The 18,254-nt window shown below is 70.1% G+C and carries 16 protein-coding genes; 6 read left to right on the top strand and 10 right to left on the bottom strand.

Annotated elements, in window-relative coordinates; translation table 11 throughout:
- Positions 1–66: 66 nt before the first annotated feature.
- From RTK35_RS01445 to RTK35_RS01435, 3 genes are all read left to right on the top strand, one after another.
- A complete protein-coding gene (locus tag RTK35_RS01445) occupies positions 67–1,344 on the top strand; it encodes an OprD family porin (RefSeq protein ID WP_316907190.1) in 1,278 nt (425 codons plus the stop codon).
- Between the two features lie 71 nt (positions 1,345–1,415).
- Positions 1,416–2,129, top strand: coding sequence for a TerC family protein (locus RTK35_RS01440; protein WP_316907393.1), 714 nt, complete (start codon positions 1,416–1,418; stop codon positions 2,127–2,129).
- Between the two features lie 114 nt (positions 2,130–2,243).
- Entirely contained in the window at positions 2,244–2,696 is a 453-nt protein-coding gene (locus RTK35_RS01435) for a cyclophilin-like fold protein (RefSeq protein ID WP_316907189.1), read from the top strand.
- A gap of 44 nt (positions 2,697–2,740) precedes the next feature.
- Here the strand turns inward: RTK35_RS01435 and RTK35_RS01430 are convergent, their stop codons facing one another.
- The 3 genes from RTK35_RS01430 to RTK35_RS01420 are packed head-to-tail and all read right to left on the bottom strand — an operon-like array spanning position 2,741 to position 5,929.
- Entirely contained in the window at positions 2,741–3,214 is a 474-nt protein-coding gene (locus tag RTK35_RS01430; RefSeq protein ID WP_083422397.1) for a cupin domain-containing protein, read from the bottom strand.
- A gap of 31 nt (positions 3,215–3,245) precedes the next feature.
- The gene (locus RTK35_RS01425) at positions 3,246–5,471 is read right to left on the bottom strand and encodes a xanthine dehydrogenase family protein molybdopterin-binding subunit (protein ID WP_316907188.1); all 2,226 of its coding nucleotides are present in this window, start codon (positions 5,469–5,471) and stop codon (positions 3,246–3,248) included.
- A gap of 11 nt (positions 5,472–5,482) precedes the next feature.
- Positions 5,483–5,929: a (2Fe-2S)-binding protein gene (locus RTK35_RS01420; RefSeq protein WP_142009679.1), complete on the bottom strand. Its 447-nt coding sequence runs from the start codon at positions 5,927–5,929 to the stop codon at positions 5,483–5,485.
- Positions 5,930–6,150: 221 nt separating this feature from the next.
- Here RTK35_RS01420 and RTK35_RS01415 point away from each other — a divergent pair, with 221 nt between their 5' ends.
- Complete coding sequence (locus tag RTK35_RS01415; protein WP_301150885.1) at positions 6,151–7,131, top strand: XdhC family protein; 981 nt, start codon at positions 6,151–6,153, stop codon at positions 7,129–7,131.
- 7 nt (positions 7,132–7,138) lie between these two features.
- Here the strand turns inward: RTK35_RS01415 and RTK35_RS01410 are convergent, their stop codons facing one another.
- The 6 genes from RTK35_RS01410 to RTK35_RS01385 form a co-directional block, all read right to left on the bottom strand.
- Positions 7,139–8,047 (bottom strand): LysR family transcriptional regulator, encoded by a 909-nt coding sequence (locus tag RTK35_RS01410; protein ID WP_279812119.1) that lies wholly within the window; start codon positions 8,045–8,047, stop codon positions 7,139–7,141.
- A 25-nt stretch (positions 8,048–8,072) separates the two neighbouring features.
- On the bottom strand, positions 8,073–9,296 hold the full coding sequence (locus RTK35_RS01405) for an MFS transporter (RefSeq protein ID WP_301150886.1): 1,224 nt from the start codon (positions 9,294–9,296) through the stop codon (positions 8,073–8,075).
- 171 nt (positions 9,297–9,467) lie between these two features.
- Positions 9,468–10,361, bottom strand: a complete 894-nt coding sequence (locus RTK35_RS01400) for a LysR family transcriptional regulator (RefSeq protein WP_316907187.1) — start codon at positions 10,359–10,361, stop codon at positions 9,468–9,470.
- Between the two features lie 89 nt (positions 10,362–10,450).
- Positions 10,451–11,500 (bottom strand): NAD(P)-dependent alcohol dehydrogenase, encoded by a 1,050-nt coding sequence (locus tag RTK35_RS01395; protein WP_316907186.1) that lies wholly within the window; start codon positions 11,498–11,500, stop codon positions 10,451–10,453.
- Positions 11,501–11,524: 24 nt separating this feature from the next.
- The gene (locus RTK35_RS01390) at positions 11,525–12,553 is read right to left on the bottom strand and encodes an alpha/beta hydrolase (protein WP_316907185.1); all 1,029 of its coding nucleotides are present in this window, start codon (positions 12,551–12,553) and stop codon (positions 11,525–11,527) included.
- A gap of 540 nt (positions 12,554–13,093) precedes the next feature.
- On the bottom strand, positions 13,094–14,800 hold the full coding sequence (locus RTK35_RS01385; protein WP_316907184.1) for an amidase: 1,707 nt from the start codon (positions 14,798–14,800) through the stop codon (positions 13,094–13,096).
- A gap of 250 nt (positions 14,801–15,050) precedes the next feature.
- On the opposite strand from RTK35_RS01385, the gene RTK35_RS01380 reads away from it, so the two are divergent.
- Both RTK35_RS01380 and RTK35_RS01375 read left to right on the top strand, forming a co-directional pair.
- Positions 15,051–16,937, top strand: coding sequence for a diguanylate cyclase (locus tag RTK35_RS01380; protein WP_316907183.1), 1,887 nt, complete (start codon positions 15,051–15,053; stop codon positions 16,935–16,937).
- A 174-nt stretch (positions 16,938–17,111) separates the two neighbouring features.
- On the top strand, positions 17,112–17,474 hold the full coding sequence (locus RTK35_RS01375) for a DUF3509 domain-containing protein (protein WP_044404789.1): 363 nt from the start codon (positions 17,112–17,114) through the stop codon (positions 17,472–17,474).
- Here the strand turns inward: RTK35_RS01375 and tam are convergent, their stop codons facing one another.
- Positions 17,475–18,245 (bottom strand): trans-aconitate 2-methyltransferase, encoded by a 771-nt coding sequence (gene tam, locus RTK35_RS01370; protein WP_182852654.1) that lies wholly within the window; start codon positions 18,243–18,245, stop codon positions 17,475–17,477.
- Positions 18,246–18,254: the final 9 nt, after the last annotated feature.

Below are 18,254 nucleotides of genomic sequence, written 5' to 3'. Positions count from 1 at the left end.
CCTTCCCGTCCGTCAGCGTCCCGCTCCCTTCCGGGAGCGGGCGATTTCCCACCCGTGAGGTGCACCATGTCTCCCCATCACGCCCTGCGCCGCAGCGGCGCGGTACTCGCCTGCGTGGCCGCCGCGCTTGCACCCGAGGCCGTTGCCGAGGGCTTCTTCGCCGACAGCAAGGCCACCCTGCAACTGCGCAACCTCTACTTCAACGACGACTTCAAGGACGAGTCCGGGATGTCGCCCCGGGCCGCTGCCAGCGCCCAGTCCCGCCGCGAGGAGTGGGCCCAGGGGTTCCTGCTGGACGCCCAGTCCGGCTATACGCCAGGCCCGCTGGGGTTCGGCCTCGACGCCCTCGGCCTGCTGGGCGTCAGGCTGGACTCGGGACGCGGACGGGCCGGTACCGGGCTGCTGCCGCGCCATGACGACGGTCGGGCGGCGGACGAGTTCTCCAGCCTGGGCCTCACCGCCAAGGCGCGCCTGGGCGGAACCACCCTCCGGCACGGCACCCTGCAACCCAGGCTGCCGGTGCTGGTGCGCAACGATGCCCGCCTGCTGCCGCAGACCTTCGAGGGCACCCAGGTGTCCAGCGTCGGCATCCCCGGCTTCAGCCTCACCGCCGGCTACCTGAGGGAGGGCCGCCAGCGCGATTCCAGCGACGACCGCCCCCTCACGGCCGATGGCTACGGCGGCGACCGGGGCGAGGGTTTCTGGTTTGCCGGTGGCGACTACAAGGTCGGCAAGCCGCTGGTGCTCAGCTACTACCTGGGCGAGCTGGAGGCCTTCTATCGGCAGCACTACCTGGGGCTGGTGCACACCCTGTCCTTGGGGCCCGGCAGCCTGACCAGCGACCTGCGCTACTTCCGCAGCCGCGATGTCGGGCAGGCCCGCAACGGCGAGCTGGACAACCACATGCTCAGCGCCCTGCTGACCTACAGCGTCGATGGCCATGCCCTGAGCGCCGGCTACCAGCGCCTGAATGGGGAAGGGGGCTTGCCCTTCGTCGAAGGCTCCACCGTCTACAGCTTCAGCAATGCCGGGGTGGGCAAGTTCGTCGAGGAGGACGAACGCACCTGGATGCTCGGCTACGCCTACGACTTCGCCGCCCTCGGCGCGCCGGGGCTGAGTGCCGGCCTGCGCTACTTCAAGGGACGGGATGGAACCACCGTGCTGCGGGGGGCCGAGGTGGCGGCCAATGAGTGGGAGCGTGACCTCGACCTGGCCTATGTGGTGCAGACGGGCGCCCTCAAGGGGCTGGGCCTCAAGTGGCGGCACATCGCCTACCGCTCCAGCTACAGCCGCGACCGCGACAACAACCGGCTCTACATGACCTACGACATCGCCCTCTGGTAGGGCCGGATGCTGCGTGCCCAGCGGATCACCCGGGCGCTCGGACGGGCGCCCTGCAACCCAAGGAGATACCCCTGATGGACTGGCTGACACAGCCTGAATTCTGGATGGCCCTGGCGCAGATCGTCGCCATCGACATCCTGCTGGGCGGCGACAACGCCGTGGTCATCGCCCTGGCCTGCCGCCACCTGCCCGAGGCACAGCGTCGCCGGGCGATCCTCGGCGGCGTGGCGGGTGCCATCGCATTGCGCATCCTGCTGCTGTTCTTCGCCCTGCAACTGCTCGCCTTGCCTTTCCTCAAGCTGGCCGGGGCGCTGATGCTGCTGTGGATCGGCATCAAGCTGCTGCAGCCCGAGCCGGAGGCCTCCCACGAGGTGGCGGCCGGCACCGGTTTGTTCATTGCCATCAGGACCGTCATCGTCGCCGACGCGGTGATGAGCCTGGACAACGTGCTGGCCGTGGCCGGTGCGGCCGGTGGCAACCTGCTGCTGGTGAGCCTGGGCGTGCTGATCAGCATCCCCATCATCGTCTGGGGCAGCCAGCTCGTCCTGCGCCTGCTGGATCGCTACCCCCAGGTGGTGCTGCTGGGCGGCGGCCTGCTGGGCTGGATTGCCGGCGGCATGCTGGTGACGGATGTGGCCCTGGCCGGCTGGTTGCCCGAGGCCGCCTGGGTCCGGCCGCTGGCATCCGCCTCCGCTGCCGCGCTGGTCATCGCTTGCGGGCTGCTGGTGGGCCGCCGGCAAACGACCGTCCCGGCTGAGAGTGGGCAGGCCGACCCAGAGGGCTGAGGTGCTGGGCATTGTGCGATCCGGTTCATGGCGGCATTCGGCAGCGAAGGATGCAGGGCGGGACAGCGGACGGCACCCTCCGGATCGACCGCCCTTGTCCACGAGGTAGCCCGAATGTCCAACCTGCGCCGTCGCTGGCGGCCACTTGTGTCGGCCTCGACCCTGGCCAGCCTGCTGGCCCTTGCCGCCCCCACTCACGCCCAGGAGCCCACCATGCAGATCCGCCTTGAGCTCGACGATACGACCCTCACCGCCACCCTCGACGACACGCCCAGCACCCGCGAGTTCCTCGCCCAGCTGCCGATGGAACAGGTCCTCCAGGACTACGCCGAGACCGAGAAGATCAGCGACCTGCCCAGGCGGCTGACCACCGAAGGCGCGCCCGACGGATACACGCCCAGGGCCGGTGACCTGGCCTACTACGCGCCCTGGGGCAACCTGGCGATCTTCCACAGGGATTTCCGCTTTTCCCGCGGGCTGGTGCGGCTGGGCCGGCTGGATGGTGGGGTGGAGGCCTTGCGCCAGGCCGGGCCGCTGAGGGTGGTGATCCGCCGGCTCGAACCCTGAAGACGGTAAAAGCGAAGCGGCGGCCCAAGGGCCGCCGCGGTGTTTCAGGGGGTGTACTGCTCGGTACTGACCGGTTCCAGCCAGTCCACCGCCTTGCCGTCCTGGGCGTCCTGCAGGGCGATGTGGCGCATGGCCTGGGTGGCCGTTGCACCGTGCCAGTGCTTGACGCCCGGTGCGATGCGCACCACGTCACCCGGGTTGATGACCCGGCGTGGCTTGCCCCATTCCTGCACCCAGCCCTGGCCGGAGGTGACCAGCAGGGTCTGCCCGCGCGGGTGGCTGTGCCACACCGTGCGGGCGCCAGGGGCGAAGGTGACGTGGGCGCCGCTGGCCGGGCTGTAGTCGGTGGCGGTGAAGAGCATGTCCACCACCGCCTGGCCGGTGAAGTAGTCGGCCGGACCGCTCTGGCTGGCCTGGGCGCCATTGGCTTGCACCTGGATGCCTTCGGCCTCGCCGGCAAGGGCCGTGCCGGTGCAGAGCTGGGCGAGCAGCAGGGTGGTGCGGAACGGGTGCTTCATGGCGGTTCTCCGGTGTGGTTGGGGCCGACACTTACGCGTCGGCAAAGCGCGCCCGGGACAGGGGCAGGCTGCGTAGCCGCTGGCCGGTGAGGGCGGCCACGGCATTGGCCACGGCCGGTGGCACGCCGGGCAGGCCCGGCTCGCCGACGCCGCCCATGGGCGCACCGCTCTCGACGATGCGTACGTGTACCCGGGGCATGCGCGCCTGGGGCAGCACGGCATAGGCGCCGAAGTTGCGGGCACGTGGCTGGCCGTTCTCGTACACCACCTCTTCCAGCAGGGCGGAGGACAGGCCCAGGGCCACGGCCGACTTCACCTGCGCTTCGACGATGGCCGGGTTGACGATGGAGCCGGGGTCGAAGGCCACCCAGACGTCGTGGACCACGATCTGCCCCTGCTCGATGGACACCTCGGCGATGGTCGCCACTTCGCTGCCGAAGGGGGAGGCCATGGCCACGCCCCGGGCCCGCCGGCTGCCGTCGGCAGCGGTGAAGGGGCCGCGCTTCCAGCCACCGGACAGCGCCGCCACCGCTTCCAGCAGGGTCTTGTGCCGGGGTTGCTCGGCCAGCAGGTGCAGGCGCAGCGCATAGGGGTCCTGCTGGCCGGCATCGGCCAGTTCATCGAGGAAGGACTCGTAGAAGAAGTCGTTCATCGAGTGGCCCACCGAGCGCCAGAAACCGAGGGTGGGCGGGTGCTCCACGTACACCTGCGACACGCGCCGGTGGGGGATGGCGTAGACCTTGCCGGCCAGGCCTTCCACGGCGTTGTCGTTGGCCTTGCCCTGGACCCGGCCGAACCAGCGTTCCGTGGCGCTTTCACCCATGGTCTCGGCCACCAGCGCGTGGGGCAGCCCCTGGGCATCGAGGGTGGCCCGCAGGCGTGTCACGCCCATGGGGCGGAAGGCGTCGCGGAGGAACTCCTCCTCGCGGGTCCAGATCAGCTTGATCGGCGCCTTCACCGCCTTGGCCAGCAGGATGGCCTGGGTGAACGGGTTGGCGGTGCCGTAGAGGAAGTGCCGGCCGAAGAAGCCGCCCAGGGGCGGGGAGTGCAGGATGACCTTCTCCGGCGGCAGGCCGGCCACCTTGGCGGCAGCCTGTTGGAACATCTCCGGTGCCTGGTTGGGCAGCCACAGCTCCAGGGTGCCGTCGGCGTTGTAGCGGGCGAGGGTGGACGGCGGTTCCAGCTGGCCATGGGCGAGGTAGGGCGCGTCGTAGGTGGCTTCGATGACCGTGGCCTGCGGCCCGAACTGGGCGTCGGGCTGGCCGCTCTGCTCGGCCACCACACCCGGCCCCGGCGTGGCTGCCAGGCGCTCGCGAAAGGCCGCCGAGGAGAAGTCCGCCGGCATGGCGTGGGCGGTGCCTGCCGGTGCCTCGCGCCAACTCACCCTGAGGCTTTCCACCGCACGGCGGGCCTGCCACCAGCGCTGGGCCACCACGGCCACGGCGCCAGGCAGGCGGTGGACGGAGTGCACGCCGGGCATGGCCTTGACCTCGGCCTCGTTGGCCAGGGCTTCCGGCTCCATGCCCATGCGCGGGGCGTGCTGAACGGCGGCCAGCAGCATGCCGTCGAGCGTGAGGTCGATGGTGTAGGCCACCTTGCCGGTGGCCTTGTCGCGGGCGTCGAGGCGCTTGACTGGCTGGCCGATCCAGCGGAAGTCCTTCCTGTCGCGCAGCTTCACCTCGGCGGGAGGCGGCAGGGCGGCGGCCAGGGTGGCCAGTTCGCCATAGTCCAGGGTGCGGCCGGAGGCGGGGTGGACGACCTCGCCAGGGCGCGTGTCGAGGCTGGCCAGCGGTACGTCGAGCTTGGCGGCCGCCACCTGCAGCAGCATCTGCCGCGCACTGGCGCCCAGGCGGCGCATCACCTCGATGCTGGAGCGCACCGAGAAGCTGCCGCCGGTGAAGCGGGCACCGTTGACCAGCAGGTAGTCCGGCCCGGGTGGCGCGCACTCGACGCTGAAGCGTTCCGGAGCGATGTCCAGCTCCTCGCCGACGATCTGTGCCAAAGCGGTGTAGATGCCCTGGCCGCCCTCGACGAAGGGGCTGCGCAGCAGGGCACTGCCGTCGGCACGGATCTCCAGGAAGGCCGGCAGGCGCGTGCCGGGTTTCACCGTGGCGGCTTCGGCCGCGCGCAGCACCGGGGCCGGCAGCAGCGCGCCGAGCACCAGGGCACCGAGGCTGGCGCCGACGAACCGGCGGCGTGAGAGGTTGAGCGGCGTGCCATCGATGGGCAGCGTGCCGAGGAACTGCGATAGGTTCATGGCGGTATTCCTCAGGCCTTGGCCAGTTGCTGCACCGCATCGGCGATGGCGTTGTAGGTGCCGCAGCGGCACAGGTTGACCATGGCGTTGGTGATCTCCTGCTGGCTGGGCCTGGCGTTGCGCTTGAGCAGGGCGGTGGCGGTGAGCACCTGGCCGGATTGGCAATAGCCGCACTGGGGCACCTGGTGCTCGACCCAGGCTTCCACCACGCGCTGGCCCACCGGGTCCTGCTCGATGGCTTCGATGGTGGTGATGGCCATGTTGGCCACGGCGCTCACCGGCATCACGCAGGCGCGCAGCGGCTGGCCGTCGGCGAGCACGGTACAGGCGCCACACTGGGCCGCGCCGCAGCCGTACTTGGTGCCGGTCAGGCCGAGTTCCTCGCGGATCACCCACAGCAGCGGGGTATCGGGGCTGGCGTCCACCTGGCGGCGGGTCCCGTTGATCATCAGTTCCATCGTCGTGTCCTCGGTGGGGCGTTCTGCACGCAGGAGTGGGGCCAGGTATTAGCCCAAAGACGTGGCGCCGGGGAAACGCCGCCCCGCCGAATGCCCCTATGCACGGCATCGAACAATCCATTCATCGATGCCGTTCATGGCCACATTCGAGGCGGCGATATGGGCCGCATGGCCCGTCGCTGCTAGGGTCGCGAACTTTCCCGTCGTTTCAGGACACCGCCATGCAACAGCTGGACATGCTGGTCATCGAACGCGCCCTGGCCTGGTCCCGCGAGGGCCGGGTCATCTGGCTCAACACGGTGCTGGCCACCTTCGGTTCCGCCCCTCGCGAGCCTGGCTCGATGCTGGTGGCGCGTGAGGATGGCCAGCATGTCGGCTCGCTCTCCGGCGGCTGCGTGGAGGAGGACTTCCTCGAACGGCTGGTGGCCGGTGACTTCAACCAGGCGGTGACGCGCATTCGCTACGGTGACCCCGATGGGCCGCAGGGCGCGCGCATCCGCCTGCCTTGTGGCGGCATTCTCGCGGTGTTGGTGGAGCGCCTGCTGCCGGTGCCGGACACCTGGGCGCACCTGGAGGCGCTGCAGGTGGCGTTGGCCGGACAGCGTGCCTGCCGTCGCCACGTGGACCTGGAGCACGGCGGCCTGCGCCTGGAGCCGGACGATGGTCTGGGTCCCCGGGTGGAGACCGCTGCCGACGAGCGCAGTGTCGCCATTCGCATCGGCCCGGTGGCGCGCCTGGTGATCGCCGGGGTTTCCCCGGTCTCGGTGTTCTGCGCCCAGTTCGCCCAGGCCATGGGCTTCGAGGTGATCGTCTGCGATCCACGCGAGGAGGCGCTGGCGGGCTTCGCTGTGCCCGGCGTGGAGGTACGGCCGGTGCTGCCCTCGCTGTTCATCGCCGCCGATGGCTGCCATCGCGCCACCGCCGTGGTGGCCCTGACCCACGACCCGCGCATCGACGACCTGGCGATGATCGAGGCAGTGCGCACGCCGGCCTTCTACATCGGGGTGATGGGCTCCCAGCGCACCTCCCGCGCGCGGGCCGAGCGCCTGCGCCGCTCCGGCGGCCTGGACGAGGCCCAGGTCGCCCGGTTGCACATGCCCATCGGCCTGGCGCTGGGCAGCCGCACGCCCGCCGAGATCGCCCTGGCGGTGATGGCGGATGTGCTGCGGGTGTACCGGGGGCGGCCGCGGGACGCGCTTTGACGCGCCCTCAGCGGGCGTCCACCTTCAGTGCGGCGATCAGCGCCGACATGGCGCCTGAGGGCTGGCGGCGGCTGGGGTAGTAGAGGTGGTAGCCGGCCCAGTAGGGGCACCAGTCCTGCATCACCGAGTGCAGGTGGCCGCTGCGGATGTAGGGCAGGGCGATGTCTTCCGGCACATAGGCGATGCCGAGGCCGGCGATGGCCGCGTCGAGGCAGTCGTAGATGCTGTTGAAGATCAGCTGGCCGGGCACCCGTACGTTGCAGGCCTGGTCGCCCTGGCCGAACTCCCAGGCCCACAGCCCGCCATAAGTGGGCAGCCGCAGGTTGATGCAGCTGTGCGCCTGCAGGTCGTCCGGGTGGTGCGGCAGGGCGCGCCCTTCGAGGTAGCGCTGGGTGGCCACCACGGCGAAGCGCAGGTCGGGGCCGATGCGCACGGCGATCATGTCCTGGGCCAGGCTGTCCCCCAGGCGTACGCCGGCGTCGAACTGCTCGGCGGCCAAGTCGACCAGCTGGTTGTTGGAGTGCAGCTCGACATGGATGCCCGGGTGTTGCGGCAGGAAGCGCTTCAGCCGGGGAAACAGTACGGTCCGCAGGGCATGGTCGGAGGCGGTGATGCGGATGCTGCCGGTGGGGCTGTCACGCAGGTCCGCCAGGTCGGCCATGCCGGCGTCGATCTCGGCCAGGCGTGGGGCCACGGTGCGCAGCAGGCGCTCGCCAGCCTCGGTGGGCGCGACGGTGCGCGAGTTGCGTGCCAGCAGGCGGGTGCCGAGGCGCTGTTCCAGGCCCTTCACCGCGTGGCTGACGGCCGATTGGGAGAGCCCGAGGTGGGCGGCGGCACGGGTAAAGCTGCCTTCGCGGGCTACGGCCACGAGGGCCACCAGGCCGCTGAAGGCATCGCGGAGAAGGTCGTCGCTCATGCGGGGGCTCCTGGGCAGGTGGGGATCAACGTGCATCACCGATGGCAGGGCCGTGCCCGGCCTGCTGGCGACCCGGTTTGCGGATGCGCCAGCCGGAGCCGATCAGCACGCCGGAGAGTAGCAGCATCACGGCGCCTCCCAGCAGGGGTGCGCTGCTGCCGAAGCGGTCGAGCAACTGCCCGCCGAGGGCGCCGCCGAGCATGATGGCCAGCTGGATGGCGGCCACCATCAGGCCGCCGCCGCTCTCCGGTTCGTCGTCGATCTCGCGGGCCAGCCAGGTGGACCAGCACACCGGGATGGCGGCATTGATCGCGCCCCAGCCGACCATGAACGCAGCCACGGCCCCCAGCGAGTGGCCCAGCTCGACCAGGCCCAGGGTGACGACGGCCAGGGCCAGGGGCAGGTAGCGCAGCAGCGGGTAGAGGCGCTCGCGCTGAAGCATGTGGCTGGCGAAGTGGGTACCGGCGAACCCGGCCAGGCCCAGGCCCAGCAGCAGGCCCGAGAGCTGCCGGGCATCGACGCCGGTGGCGTGCTCCAGGAACGGGCGGAAGTAGGTGAAGGCCCCGAATGCGCCGGCGAAGGTGAGCATGGTGGCGAGCATGCCCAGTCGCACATGACGCCGGCGCAGCAGGCCGAACAGACGACCCACCGGGATGCTCGCCCGGGGCGGCATCGACGGCAGGCTGTGCAGCTGCCAGAGGAGGGTGGCCAGCACCAGGGGCACCAGGCCGCCGAACACTACGCGCCAGCCGAACAGGCCGCCCAGGTAGGCCCCGATGGGGGCGGCGAAGGCCGTGGCCACGGCATTGCCCATGAAGATCCAGCCCAGGGCGCGGGGCACCTCGCTTGCCGGCACCAGGCGGATCACGGTTGCCGTGGAGAGCGACCAGAAACCACCGATGGCCAGGCCCAGCAGGGCGCGGGCGGTCATCAGCAGGGTGAAGCTGGGGGCCAGGGCGATCAGCACCAGCGACAGCAGCATCAGCACGGTCATGGCCATCAGCACCCGGCGGCGGTCGTAGCGCCCGGCAAGGGGGGCGATCAGCAGGCTGGCCAGCACGGCGAACAGGCCGGAGATGGAAATGGCCTGGCCGGCCTGGCCCTGGGTGGCGTGCAGGTCCTGGGCGATGGGGGTGAGCAGGCTCACCGGCATGAACTCCGAGGCGATCAGCAGGGCAACGCAGAGGGCCAGGGAGCCGACGGCACTGCCGAGGGCGGTGTTGCCCGGGGTGGACGGGATGGGGCGCATGGGATTCTCGCGGAAAGGATGGGCCCTGGCGCTGCCTGGGCAGCACCGCGAGCGGTAGGTAGGGAAAGGCCGGAGTGGCGTTCGTTCAGGTGGGGGCCATCATAGGCAGCCGGGCACCGGCGAAGAACCGCAGGGGTTGCACGCGGCCATGAGCCGGATTGGACAATCGCGTCAGTCCGGGGGGCGCAGGGCCTCGATCACCACCTGCATGGCCCGGGACAGCTCGCGCTGGTTCGAGTAGTACAGGTGGTAGCCGGGGAAGGTGCTCCACCAGTCCTGCAGCACCGGCACCAGGTGCCCGGCATCCAGGTGCGCCTGCACCCGGTCCAGCGGTACGTAGGCCAGGCCGAAGCCGGCGACGGCGGCGCTGACGATGGCACGCACTTCGTTGAACACCAGTTGCCCGTCGACCCGGACATTCAGGGCCTGGCCGTCGTGGCACAGCTCCCAGGCCCAGAGGTTGCCGCGGGTGGGCAGGCGCAGGTTGATGCAGCGGTGCTCGGCCAGTGCCTGGGGCGTGGCGGGCGCCGGGTGCCGTGCGAGGTAGGCGGGCGCTGCCACCAGGGCGAAGGTCAGGTCCGGGCCGATGCGCACGGCGGTGATGTCCCGGGCCAGGCTGTCTCCCAGGCGCACACCGAAGTCGAAGCGCTCCTGGACGATGTCCACCAGGGTGTTGTCGGCGTGCAGCTCCAGGTTCAGTTGCGGATAGCGGGGCAGCAGGGGCTCCAGCCGTGGCCAGAGCAGCGTCTCGATGGCGTGCTCGGTGGCGGTGATGCGCAGGGTGCCGGTCGGCAGCTCGCTGAGGTCGGTGACCCGCCTCAGTTCGGCTTCGATGGCCTGCAGGCGCGGCGCGACCACGGCGATCAACTGCTCACCGGCCTCGGTCACCGAGACGCTGCGGGTGGTGCGGGTCAGCAGGCGCACGCCGACCCGCGCCTCCAGGCTGCGGATGGTGTGGCTGAGCATGGATTGCGACATGCCCAGGCGCGCGGCGGCACGGGTGAAGCTGCGCTCCTCGGCCACGGCCAGCAGGGCGAGCAGGTCGCTGTAGGGTTCGCGGGGCATGGCGGTCCGGGCGGGGGAGGGTGTGCGGGAATTCTTGCGGGGCCGAGGCCCCGGCGCAAGGGGCGCCCGGGGTGGGCGCCCGTCGGCGGTCAGGCGGAAAGGGTGGCCGAGTCGATGACGAAGCGGTACTTCACCTCGCCCTTGAGCATGCGCTCGAAGGCGTCGTTGACCTGCTCGGCGCGGATCAGTTCGATGTCGGCGACGATACCGTGCTCGGCGCAGAAATCGAGCATCTCCTGGGTTTCGGGAATGCCACCGATCATCGAGCCGGCGATGCTGCGGCGCTTGAAGATGAGCTTGAACACCTCCGGCGGGGTATGCGGACTGGCCGGTGCGCCTACCAGGGTGAGGGTTCCATCGCGCTTGAGCAGGGCCAGGAAGGGGTTGAGGTCGTGGGGCGCCGCCACGGTGTTGACGATCAGGTCGAAGCTGCCGGCGTGGCCGGCCATCTCCTCGGCATTGCGCGACACCACCACCTCGTCGGCGCCCAGGGCGAGGGCAGCCTCGCGCTTGCCCTCGGAGGTGGTGAAGGCCACCACCTGCGCGCCCAGGGCGTGGGCCAGCTTGATGCCCATGTGGCCCAGGCCGCCGATGCCGACGATGCCCACCTTCTTGCCCGGACCCGCCTGCCAATGGCGCAGCGGCGACCAGGTGGTGATGCCGGCGCACAGCAGCGGTGCCACGGCGGCCAGTTGCTCCTCGGGGTGGCTGATGCGTAGCACATAGCGTTCGTGCACGACGATGCGCTCGGAGTAGCCACCCAGGGTCCAGCCTGGCGCGTCCGGGGTGGGGAAGTTGTAGGTGCCGACCATGCCGTCGCAGTAGTTCTCCAGGCCGGCGTCGCAGTCGGCGCAGTGCTGGCAGCTGTCGACGATGCAGCCCACACCCACCAGGTCGCCCGGTTCGAGCGTCGAGACATGGGCGCCTACGGCGCTGACGCGGCCGACGATTTCGTGGCCCGGCACGCAGGGGAACCGGGTGCCGGCCCACTCGGCGCGGACCTGGTGCAGGTCGGAGTGGCAGACGCCACAGAAGGCGATGTCGATCTGCACGTCATGGGCGCCGGGCGCGCGGCGCTGGATGGTCATGGGTTCGAGCGGCTTGTCGCCGGCATGGGCGCCGTAGGCGTGAACGGTCATGGTGGGCTCCTTCAGCAGGTGGGCTTACTTGAGGTGGGCGCGGAAGAACGCGGTCAGGCGATCGAAGGGGATCAGCCCCACACGGTCGTACAGGTCCACATGCCCGGCGCCGGGGATCACCACCAGCTCCTTGGGCTCGGCCGCACGGCGGTAGGCGTCTTCGCTGAACTCGCGGGAGTGGGCGTCCGCGCCAGTGATGAACAGCAGGGGGCGCGGCGAGATGGTTTCGATGTCTTCGAACGGATAGAAGTTCATGAACTTCACGTTGCTGGTCAGGGTGGGGCGAGTGGTCAGGTCCGCGCTCTGCCCGGCAGTCGTGAAGGCGCCACGGGGCGTGCGGTAGAAGTCGAAGAACTCCCGCTGGATCGGGTCGGTGTCAGGCTCAAGACGGGTGACCGTGCCGCCGGTGTAGCGCGTGGCACCGCCGGTGTACTCCACGTAGCGCTGCTGGGCGGCCTCTTCGAGGATGCGCTTGCGCTGCTCCAGCGTCAGGGAGTGGTGCAGTGCCTGGCGATTCGCCGCACCCATGTCGTACATGCTGACGGTGGCGATGGCCTTCATGCGCGGGTCGATCTTGGCGGCGGCGATGGCGAAGCTGCCGCTGCCGCAGATGCCGAGCACGCCGATGCGCTCGCGGTCGACCCGGTCATGGGTGCCGAGGTAGTCCACGGCGGCACTGAAGGCTTCGGCGTAGAGGTCCGGGGAGACGGCGTTGCGCGGCTGGCCTTCGCTCTCGCCCCAGAAAGGCAGGTCGATGGCCAGGGTGATGAAGCCCTGCTCGGCCAGTTTGGTGGCGTACAGGTTGGCGCTCTGCTCCTTCACCGCGCCCATGGGGTGGCCAACGATCAACGCCGCGTTGCGGCTGCCGGGGGCGATGTCGCGGGGGATGAACAGGTTGCCGACCACGCGCATGCGGTACCGGTCGAGGAAGGTCACCCGTTGCTGGGTGACCTTGTCGCTGGTGTAGAAGTTGTCTGCCTGATGGGACATGTCTGCTGCCGTTGCCACGAGTGAGTTGAACAGGAGGCCGAGGGCCAGGAGGAAGGTCTTCATGGTCTGCTCCGAGCAGGTGCCGTTGAGAGCAGGACTCTAGGGCGCCTGCGCCGGGCCAATAAGGGGGCTTTAGCGCAGGCGGCGATGCACCAGATTGCATAATCCGGTGCGTCACAGTGGAGCGCCTCGCAACCGTGGCGCCTCGGTCGAGCTCATGGTTCTCGGGGAATTCCGCACGTTTCAGGCGTTGCCCCTGAATCGCCCGGTCAGCCGCGCAACCCGTTCGCCGAGGGGCGGGCGGTGTCCAGGTCACTGCAGTTGGGCGACAGTTCGGGCGCTACATCGTCGGACTGGGACATGGCGCCCCGCCAGCCGCCGCACCCGCAGGCGGGGCGGTTGAAGGGGGTGTTGCAGGCATTCCATGACCCGGGGAACTGCGCAATGGTCATCCAGTACCCGTATCGCGCGTTGATGGCGCCACGGGTGCGGGTGGTGCCGGAGTGCCTGCCGGAGGCGTTCGCCCAGGACGCTGCCCTGCAGCGTTGAAGCCTTTCGCAGCATGAATGCAAGCACCCCGCCGGGTGGCGGGGTGCAGGGGGGTCAGCCTTTCAGCGGGGGCGTGCGCGGCGGGACGATCCGGCGCGAGCCGGTGGACTCGAATGCGGCGGCGTAGCGCAGCAGGGCGTTGTCGTCATAGGCGCGGCCGGCGAAGGTCAGGCCCACCGGCATGCCGATGTCGGCCATCACACCCATGGGCACGGTGACGGTGGGTACGCCCAGGTGGCGGATGGCGAGGTTGCCGTTGGCGACCCAGACGCCATTGCTCCAGGCGATGTCGGCGGAGGCCGGGTTGACGTCGGCATCCGCCGGGGCCACGTCGGCCACGGTGGGGAACAGCACGGCGTCCAGGCCCTGGGCCTGCATCCAGTCCTCCAGGTCGATCTTGCGGGTGTACTCCAGGGCGCGCAGGCCGTCGGGCAGGGTCTCGATGCGGTCCCAGGGGGTGATGCCGCGTTCGGCCATGGTCACGTACTCGGCCATGCTCGCCGCCAGGTCGCCCTCGCGGTTGGGCAGGGTGCCGGGTTCGTGGGGGAAGATCTGCGGGCCATCCACGTCCTTCAGGCGGTTGAGCTTCGGATCGCCGTTGGCCTGGAGGAAGTCGTCGAAGGCCCAGGCGGTCAGGTCCCACAGCTCGTGGTGGAGGAACTCCTTGGCGACGATGCCGCGGTTGAACACCGTGGGCGTGCCGGGGCGGTCGCCCTCGCAGTTGGAGACCAGCGGGAAGTCCACTTCCAGCACTTCGGCGCCGGCCGCTTCCAGGGCCTGGCGCGCCTGCTCCCACAGGGCGATGACGCTGGGACGGGTGTGGATGCGCTGGCCGGTGGGGCCGCCGATGCCGGGGTTCTCGCTGGTGCCGGCGTCCGGGTCCTGGTTGATGAACATGCGCGGCACGCCGAAACGCTTGCCGGCCAGGGCTTCGGTGCCGGCGGCCAGGTCCTGGTAGCGGGCGGGGCGGACTTCGCTCACCGAGGGGATCGGCACCCAGGGCTGCAGGCGCCAGAGGTCGCCGCGCTTCTCGGCGTCCTCGGCGACGATCACGTCGAGCACGTCCAGCAGGTCGGCCATGGTGCGGGCGTAGGGCACCACCACGTCCATGGTCGGGGTCAGCGGCCAGTTGCCACGGATGGAGATCACCCCACGGGACGGGGTGTAGGCGCACAGGCCGTTGTTGGAGGCGGGGCCCCGGCCGCTGGACCAGGTCTCCTCGGCCAGGCCGAAGGCGGCGAAGCTGGCAGCCGTGGCGGTGCCGGCGCCGTTGGAGGAGCCGGAGGCGAAGGGCGCGGTGAGGTAGCCGGCGTTGTAGGGGCTTTCGGCACGGCCGTAGACGCCGCGTTGCATGCCGCCGTTGGCCATGGGCGGCATGTTGGTCTTGCCCAGGCAGATGGCGCCGGCGGCGCGCAGGCGTTCGATGGTGAAGGCGTCGCGGTAGGCCACCAGGTCCTTGAAGGCGGGGCTGCCGGAGGCGGCCGTCAGGCCCTTGACCAGGTAGCTGTCCTTGGCAGTGTAGGGGATGCCATCCAGCGGGCCGAGGGTTTCACCCCGGGCGCGGCGGGCGTCGGAGGCCTCGGCTTCGGCGAGGGCCTCGGGGTTGCGCACCACCACGGCATTGAGGGCGGTGGCGGTGTTCGGGCCGTCGTAGGCGTCGATGCGGGCGAGGTAGGCCTTCACCAGCTCGACGGCGGTGGTCCGGCCCGACTCCAGCGCAGCGCGCAGGTCGGCAATGGAAACTTCGGTTACTTCGATCATGGGGTCACCGCTGGCAGGTGCCGCGTGGCACGCGTGGTTCGGAATTCGGCGGGCAGGGCCCGGGGCTCGATGCCTCCCAGGCCGTGGGCCGGGCGAGTCGAGGCGACCTATTTAGCATCTGGCGGCGTCGGGCGGAATCTCCTGGTCGCGTTTTCGCATGTGGGTGGCCTGTTCGCGTCCGCCAGCGAGTTTTGGCGAGGCGGTTTTTCCTCTTGTAGACTTCCCCCGCCTTGTCAGAAAAGAACGCCGCATGAATCGGCCGTATCCTGCACCTGCCTTCCTGAACACGCTTTCCCTGTCCAACCTCTTCGGTCTCTGGGCGTGCCTGCTCGTGGCCCTGGTGCTGGCGACCGCGCCTGCTCGGGCGGAGGAGGTGGTGGATGCCGCGGCGATGAGCGAGCAACCGCTGTCGCTGACCGACGCCCTGGGCCTGCTGGAGGACCCGCAGGCCCGCTACGGCCTGGACGATGTGCGCAGCCCGCCGCTGGCCGAGCGCTTCGAGGGTGGGAGAGCGCCGGCCAACGCCCTGGCGCTGGGCTTCACCCGTTCGGCGTTCTGGCTGCGGGTGGCGCTGCACAATCCGGGCGACGTGCCGCTGCGCCGGATGCTGGTGGTGGACAACCCGCGCGTGTCCCAGGTCGACGCCTTCCTGCCGGACGGCCAGGGGGGCTATCGCGCGGTGCTCACCGGCAGCGACCGACCGTTCGACACCCGCCTCTACCCCAATCGCAACTTCGTCTTCCCGCTGCTGCTGGCACCTGGCGAGACCCAGGTGGTGTACCTGCGGGTGGCGTCCAAGATCGGCCTGCTGGTGCCGCTCAAGCTCTGGGACGAGGCGGCCTTCCATGTTGCCGAGCGCGAGGACTACGCGATCCAGGCGTGGTACTTCGGCATCGCCACCGCGATGATCCTTTTCAACCTGCTGCTGTTCGCCGTGCTGCGCGACCGTACCTACCTGTTCTACGTCATCTACGTCGGCCTGATGATGCTGGGCTTGGCCAGCAAGAACGGCCTGGCACCGGAGTCGCCCTGGGACGCCTTGCTGCTGAATTCCAACGAGGCCTATTACTCCGGCGTGTCCCTCGCCCTGGTGGGCATGCTGCTGTTCACCCGGCGCATGCTGCAGACCCGTGAAAGCCTGCCGCGTACCGACCGGCTGATGCTGGCGCTGGTGGGGCTGTACCTGCTGACCCCGGCGCTGTACTGGATGGCGCTGCCGGTGTTCGCCCGCGCGGCGGTGCTGCTGAACCTGGCCACGGCCTTGCTGATCGTCGGCGTGGCCGTGGCCTGTGCCTTCAGGCGCCAGCGCACCGCGTACTTCTTCATCGGTGCCTTCGCCCTGCTCATCGCCGGGGGCACCACCACCATCCTGCGGGCCATCGGCCTGTTGCCCACCAACGTCTTCACCGTGGACGGCATCCAGCTCGGCTCGGCGATGGAGATGATGCTGCTGGCCTTCGCCCTGGCCGATCGCTACAACGTCATGCGCCGCGAAAAGGCCCGGGTGAAGGACGAGCTGCTACGCGCCCAGCAGCAACTGGTGGAGACCCTGCAGCAGTCGGAACGGCTGCTGGAGCAACGGGTGGCCGAACGTACCGACGAGTTGCAGGTGCTCAATCGTCGGCTGAAGACCCTCAGCCTCACCGACGGCCTGACCGGCATCGCCAACCGGCGGCACTTCGACGTGATGCTGAGCCAGGCCTGGAGCCATGCGCAGCGCAACGGGGAGCCGCTGGCCCTGGCCGTGATGGATGTGGACTGGTTCAAGCCCTACAACGACCACTACGGCCACCCGGCCGGCGACGCCTGCCTGCGCCAGGTGGCCCAGGCCCTGAGCGCCACGCTGTGCCGTTCCAGCGATCTGATGGCGCGCTACGGCGGCGAGGAGTTCGTCTTCCTCGCCCAGAACAGCGGCGTCGAGGGGGCGCTGGGCCTGGCACGCCGCGTGGCCGAGGCCATGGAAGCGCTGCACCTGCCCCATGAGCGCTCGCCCCTGGGCCGCGTCACCCTGAGCATCGGTGTGGCCGCGATGGTGCCGCAGCCCGGCCAGCTCCCCGAGGTGTTGTTGCAGCGTGCCGATGCCGCGCTCTACGAGGCGAAGCGAGGCGGTCGCAACCAGGTGGTGGTCGACGGCTGACGGCCTTCGGCATTGCAGAACACCCTGCGCCGGAGGGGCCACCCTTGCATCCTGCAAATGGCAGGGTGATGTCGAGCGCACGCAAGTGGCTGATTTGCCTGGGGACCCGCCACGGGGGCGGTGTGGCATGAGGTCTGCACCCAAGGGAGGACACCGAACCCAAGGAGCCTCCCCATGAGCATCGCCATCCAGGAACTCTTCCAGGCATTCCCCGGCTACGAGATCGCCATCACCCCCCGGCCCGACGGCATGCTGCTGCTGTGCCTCAAGCACGGTGACGCAGAGCCCCTGCGCAAGGCCATCGACGGTGACGTGGTGTTCTGTGAACAGCGCGTGCGCCGTGTCATCCGTGAGCTGACCCGCGACCTGAAGCTGGCCGCCGGGGAAGTGAGCTGGAAGGGCGAGGGCAACCAGTGGGTGCGTGCCGAGCTGCCCACCTTCACCGGTGACCCCATCCACTTCACCGCCGCCAAGACCCTGTTCGCCCGCCGCGCCGTGCGCCGCCCGGGCCAGGCCCTTGCCGACGCGGTGCGTTGATCAGCGCCGGGCCACCAGGAACAGGCGCGGGAACGGCAGCAGCACGCTGCCGTCGTCCAGGGTCGGGTAGGCCTCGGCCAGTTCGGCCTGGTAGGCCGCCAGGAAGGCCTGCTGGCCGGCATCGTCCAGCGGTGCCAGGAAGGGGCGCAGCCCGGTTGCGCGGAGCCACTCGATGATGGCCCCCGGGCCGCCCGCCAGCGGGTGGTAGTAGGTGGTGCGCCACAGGTCGACGCGGGCGCCGGCCTGGGTCAGCAGGCGGTAGTACCACTTCGGCGCATGGCGCGCCTCCCGGGCTCCGGCCGCCTCGCGCAGGGCGTCCGCCCAGGGGCCACTGGCAGCCACTTCGCGCATCAGGCGGTGGGAGTCCTCGTCGAGGTTGTCGGGCATCTGCACCGCCAGGCAGCCGCCAGGTGCCAGTTGCGCCAGCAGGCGCGGCAGCTGGCTGCCATGGTCCGGCAGCCACTGCAGGGAGGCGTTGGCAAAGATCAGGTCCGGTGCCACCTGGGCAGTCCACTGGGCGATGTCGCCTTCGAGGAAGGTCACACCCGGCAGGCGCTGGCGAGCGGCGGCGAGCATGTCGGGTGAGCTGTCCAGCCCGCTGATGGCTGCGTGCGGGTAACGCTCCACCAGCAGCTGAGTGGAGTTGCCGGGGCCGCAGCCGAGGTCGATGGCGGTGCGTACGTCGTTCAGCGGCACCCGCGCCAGCAGCTCGATGGCCGGGCGGGTGCGTTCGTCTTCGAACTTGCGGTACTGCTGGGCGGACCAGGTCATGGCGGGCTC

This window comes from Pseudomonas sp. zfem003 (assembly GCF_032621675.1).
Lineage (GTDB): Bacteria > Pseudomonadota > Gammaproteobacteria > Pseudomonadales > Pseudomonadaceae > Metapseudomonas > Metapseudomonas otitidis.
This window is presented reverse-complemented; position numbering and strand designations above follow the sequence as displayed.

What these genes read in the sequence shown, in the direction of transcription:
- RTK35_RS01445 (WP_316907190.1), top strand. Translation starts at nt 67, where the DNA reads ATGTCTCCCCATCACGCCCTGCGCCGCAGCGGCGCGGTACTCGCCTGC.
- RTK35_RS01435 (WP_316907189.1), top strand. Translation starts at nt 2,244, where the DNA reads ATGTCCAACCTGCGCCGTCGCTGGCGGCCACTTGTGTCGGCCTCGACC.
- RTK35_RS01430 (WP_083422397.1), bottom strand. Translation starts at nt 3,214, where the DNA reads ATGAAGCACCCGTTCCGCACCACCCTGCTGCTCGCCCAGCTCTGCACC.
- RTK35_RS01425 (WP_316907188.1), bottom strand. Translation starts at nt 5,471, where the DNA reads ATGAACCTATCGCAGTTCCTCGGCACGCTGCCCATCGATGGCACGCCG.
- RTK35_RS01420 (WP_142009679.1), bottom strand. Translation starts at nt 5,929, where the DNA reads ATGGAACTGATGATCAACGGGACCCGCCGCCAGGTGGACGCCAGCCCC.
- RTK35_RS01415 (WP_301150885.1), top strand. Translation starts at nt 6,151, where the DNA reads ATGCAACAGCTGGACATGCTGGTCATCGAACGCGCCCTGGCCTGGTCC.
- RTK35_RS01410 (WP_279812119.1), bottom strand. Translation starts at nt 8,047, where the DNA reads ATGAGCGACGACCTTCTCCGCGATGCCTTCAGCGGCCTGGTGGCCCTC.
- RTK35_RS01405 (WP_301150886.1), bottom strand. Translation starts at nt 9,296, where the DNA reads ATGCGCCCCATCCCGTCCACCCCGGGCAACACCGCCCTCGGCAGTGCC.
- RTK35_RS01400 (WP_316907187.1), bottom strand. Translation starts at nt 10,361, where the DNA reads ATGCCCCGCGAACCCTACAGCGACCTGCTCGCCCTGCTGGCCGTGGCC.
- RTK35_RS01395 (WP_316907186.1), bottom strand. Translation starts at nt 11,500, where the DNA reads ATGACCGTTCACGCCTACGGCGCCCATGCCGGCGACAAGCCGCTCGAA.
- RTK35_RS01390 (WP_316907185.1), bottom strand. Translation starts at nt 12,553, where the DNA reads ATGAAGACCTTCCTCCTGGCCCTCGGCCTCCTGTTCAACTCACTCGTG.
- RTK35_RS01385 (WP_316907184.1), bottom strand. Translation starts at nt 14,800, where the DNA reads ATGATCGAAGTAACCGAAGTTTCCATTGCCGACCTGCGCGCTGCGCTG.
- RTK35_RS01380 (WP_316907183.1), top strand. Translation starts at nt 15,051, where the DNA reads ATGAATCGGCCGTATCCTGCACCTGCCTTCCTGAACACGCTTTCCCTG.
- RTK35_RS01375 (WP_044404789.1), top strand. Translation starts at nt 17,112, where the DNA reads ATGAGCATCGCCATCCAGGAACTCTTCCAGGCATTCCCCGGCTACGAG.
- tam (WP_182852654.1), bottom strand. Translation starts at nt 18,245, where the DNA reads ATGACCTGGTCCGCCCAGCAGTACCGCAAGTTCGAAGACGAACGCACC.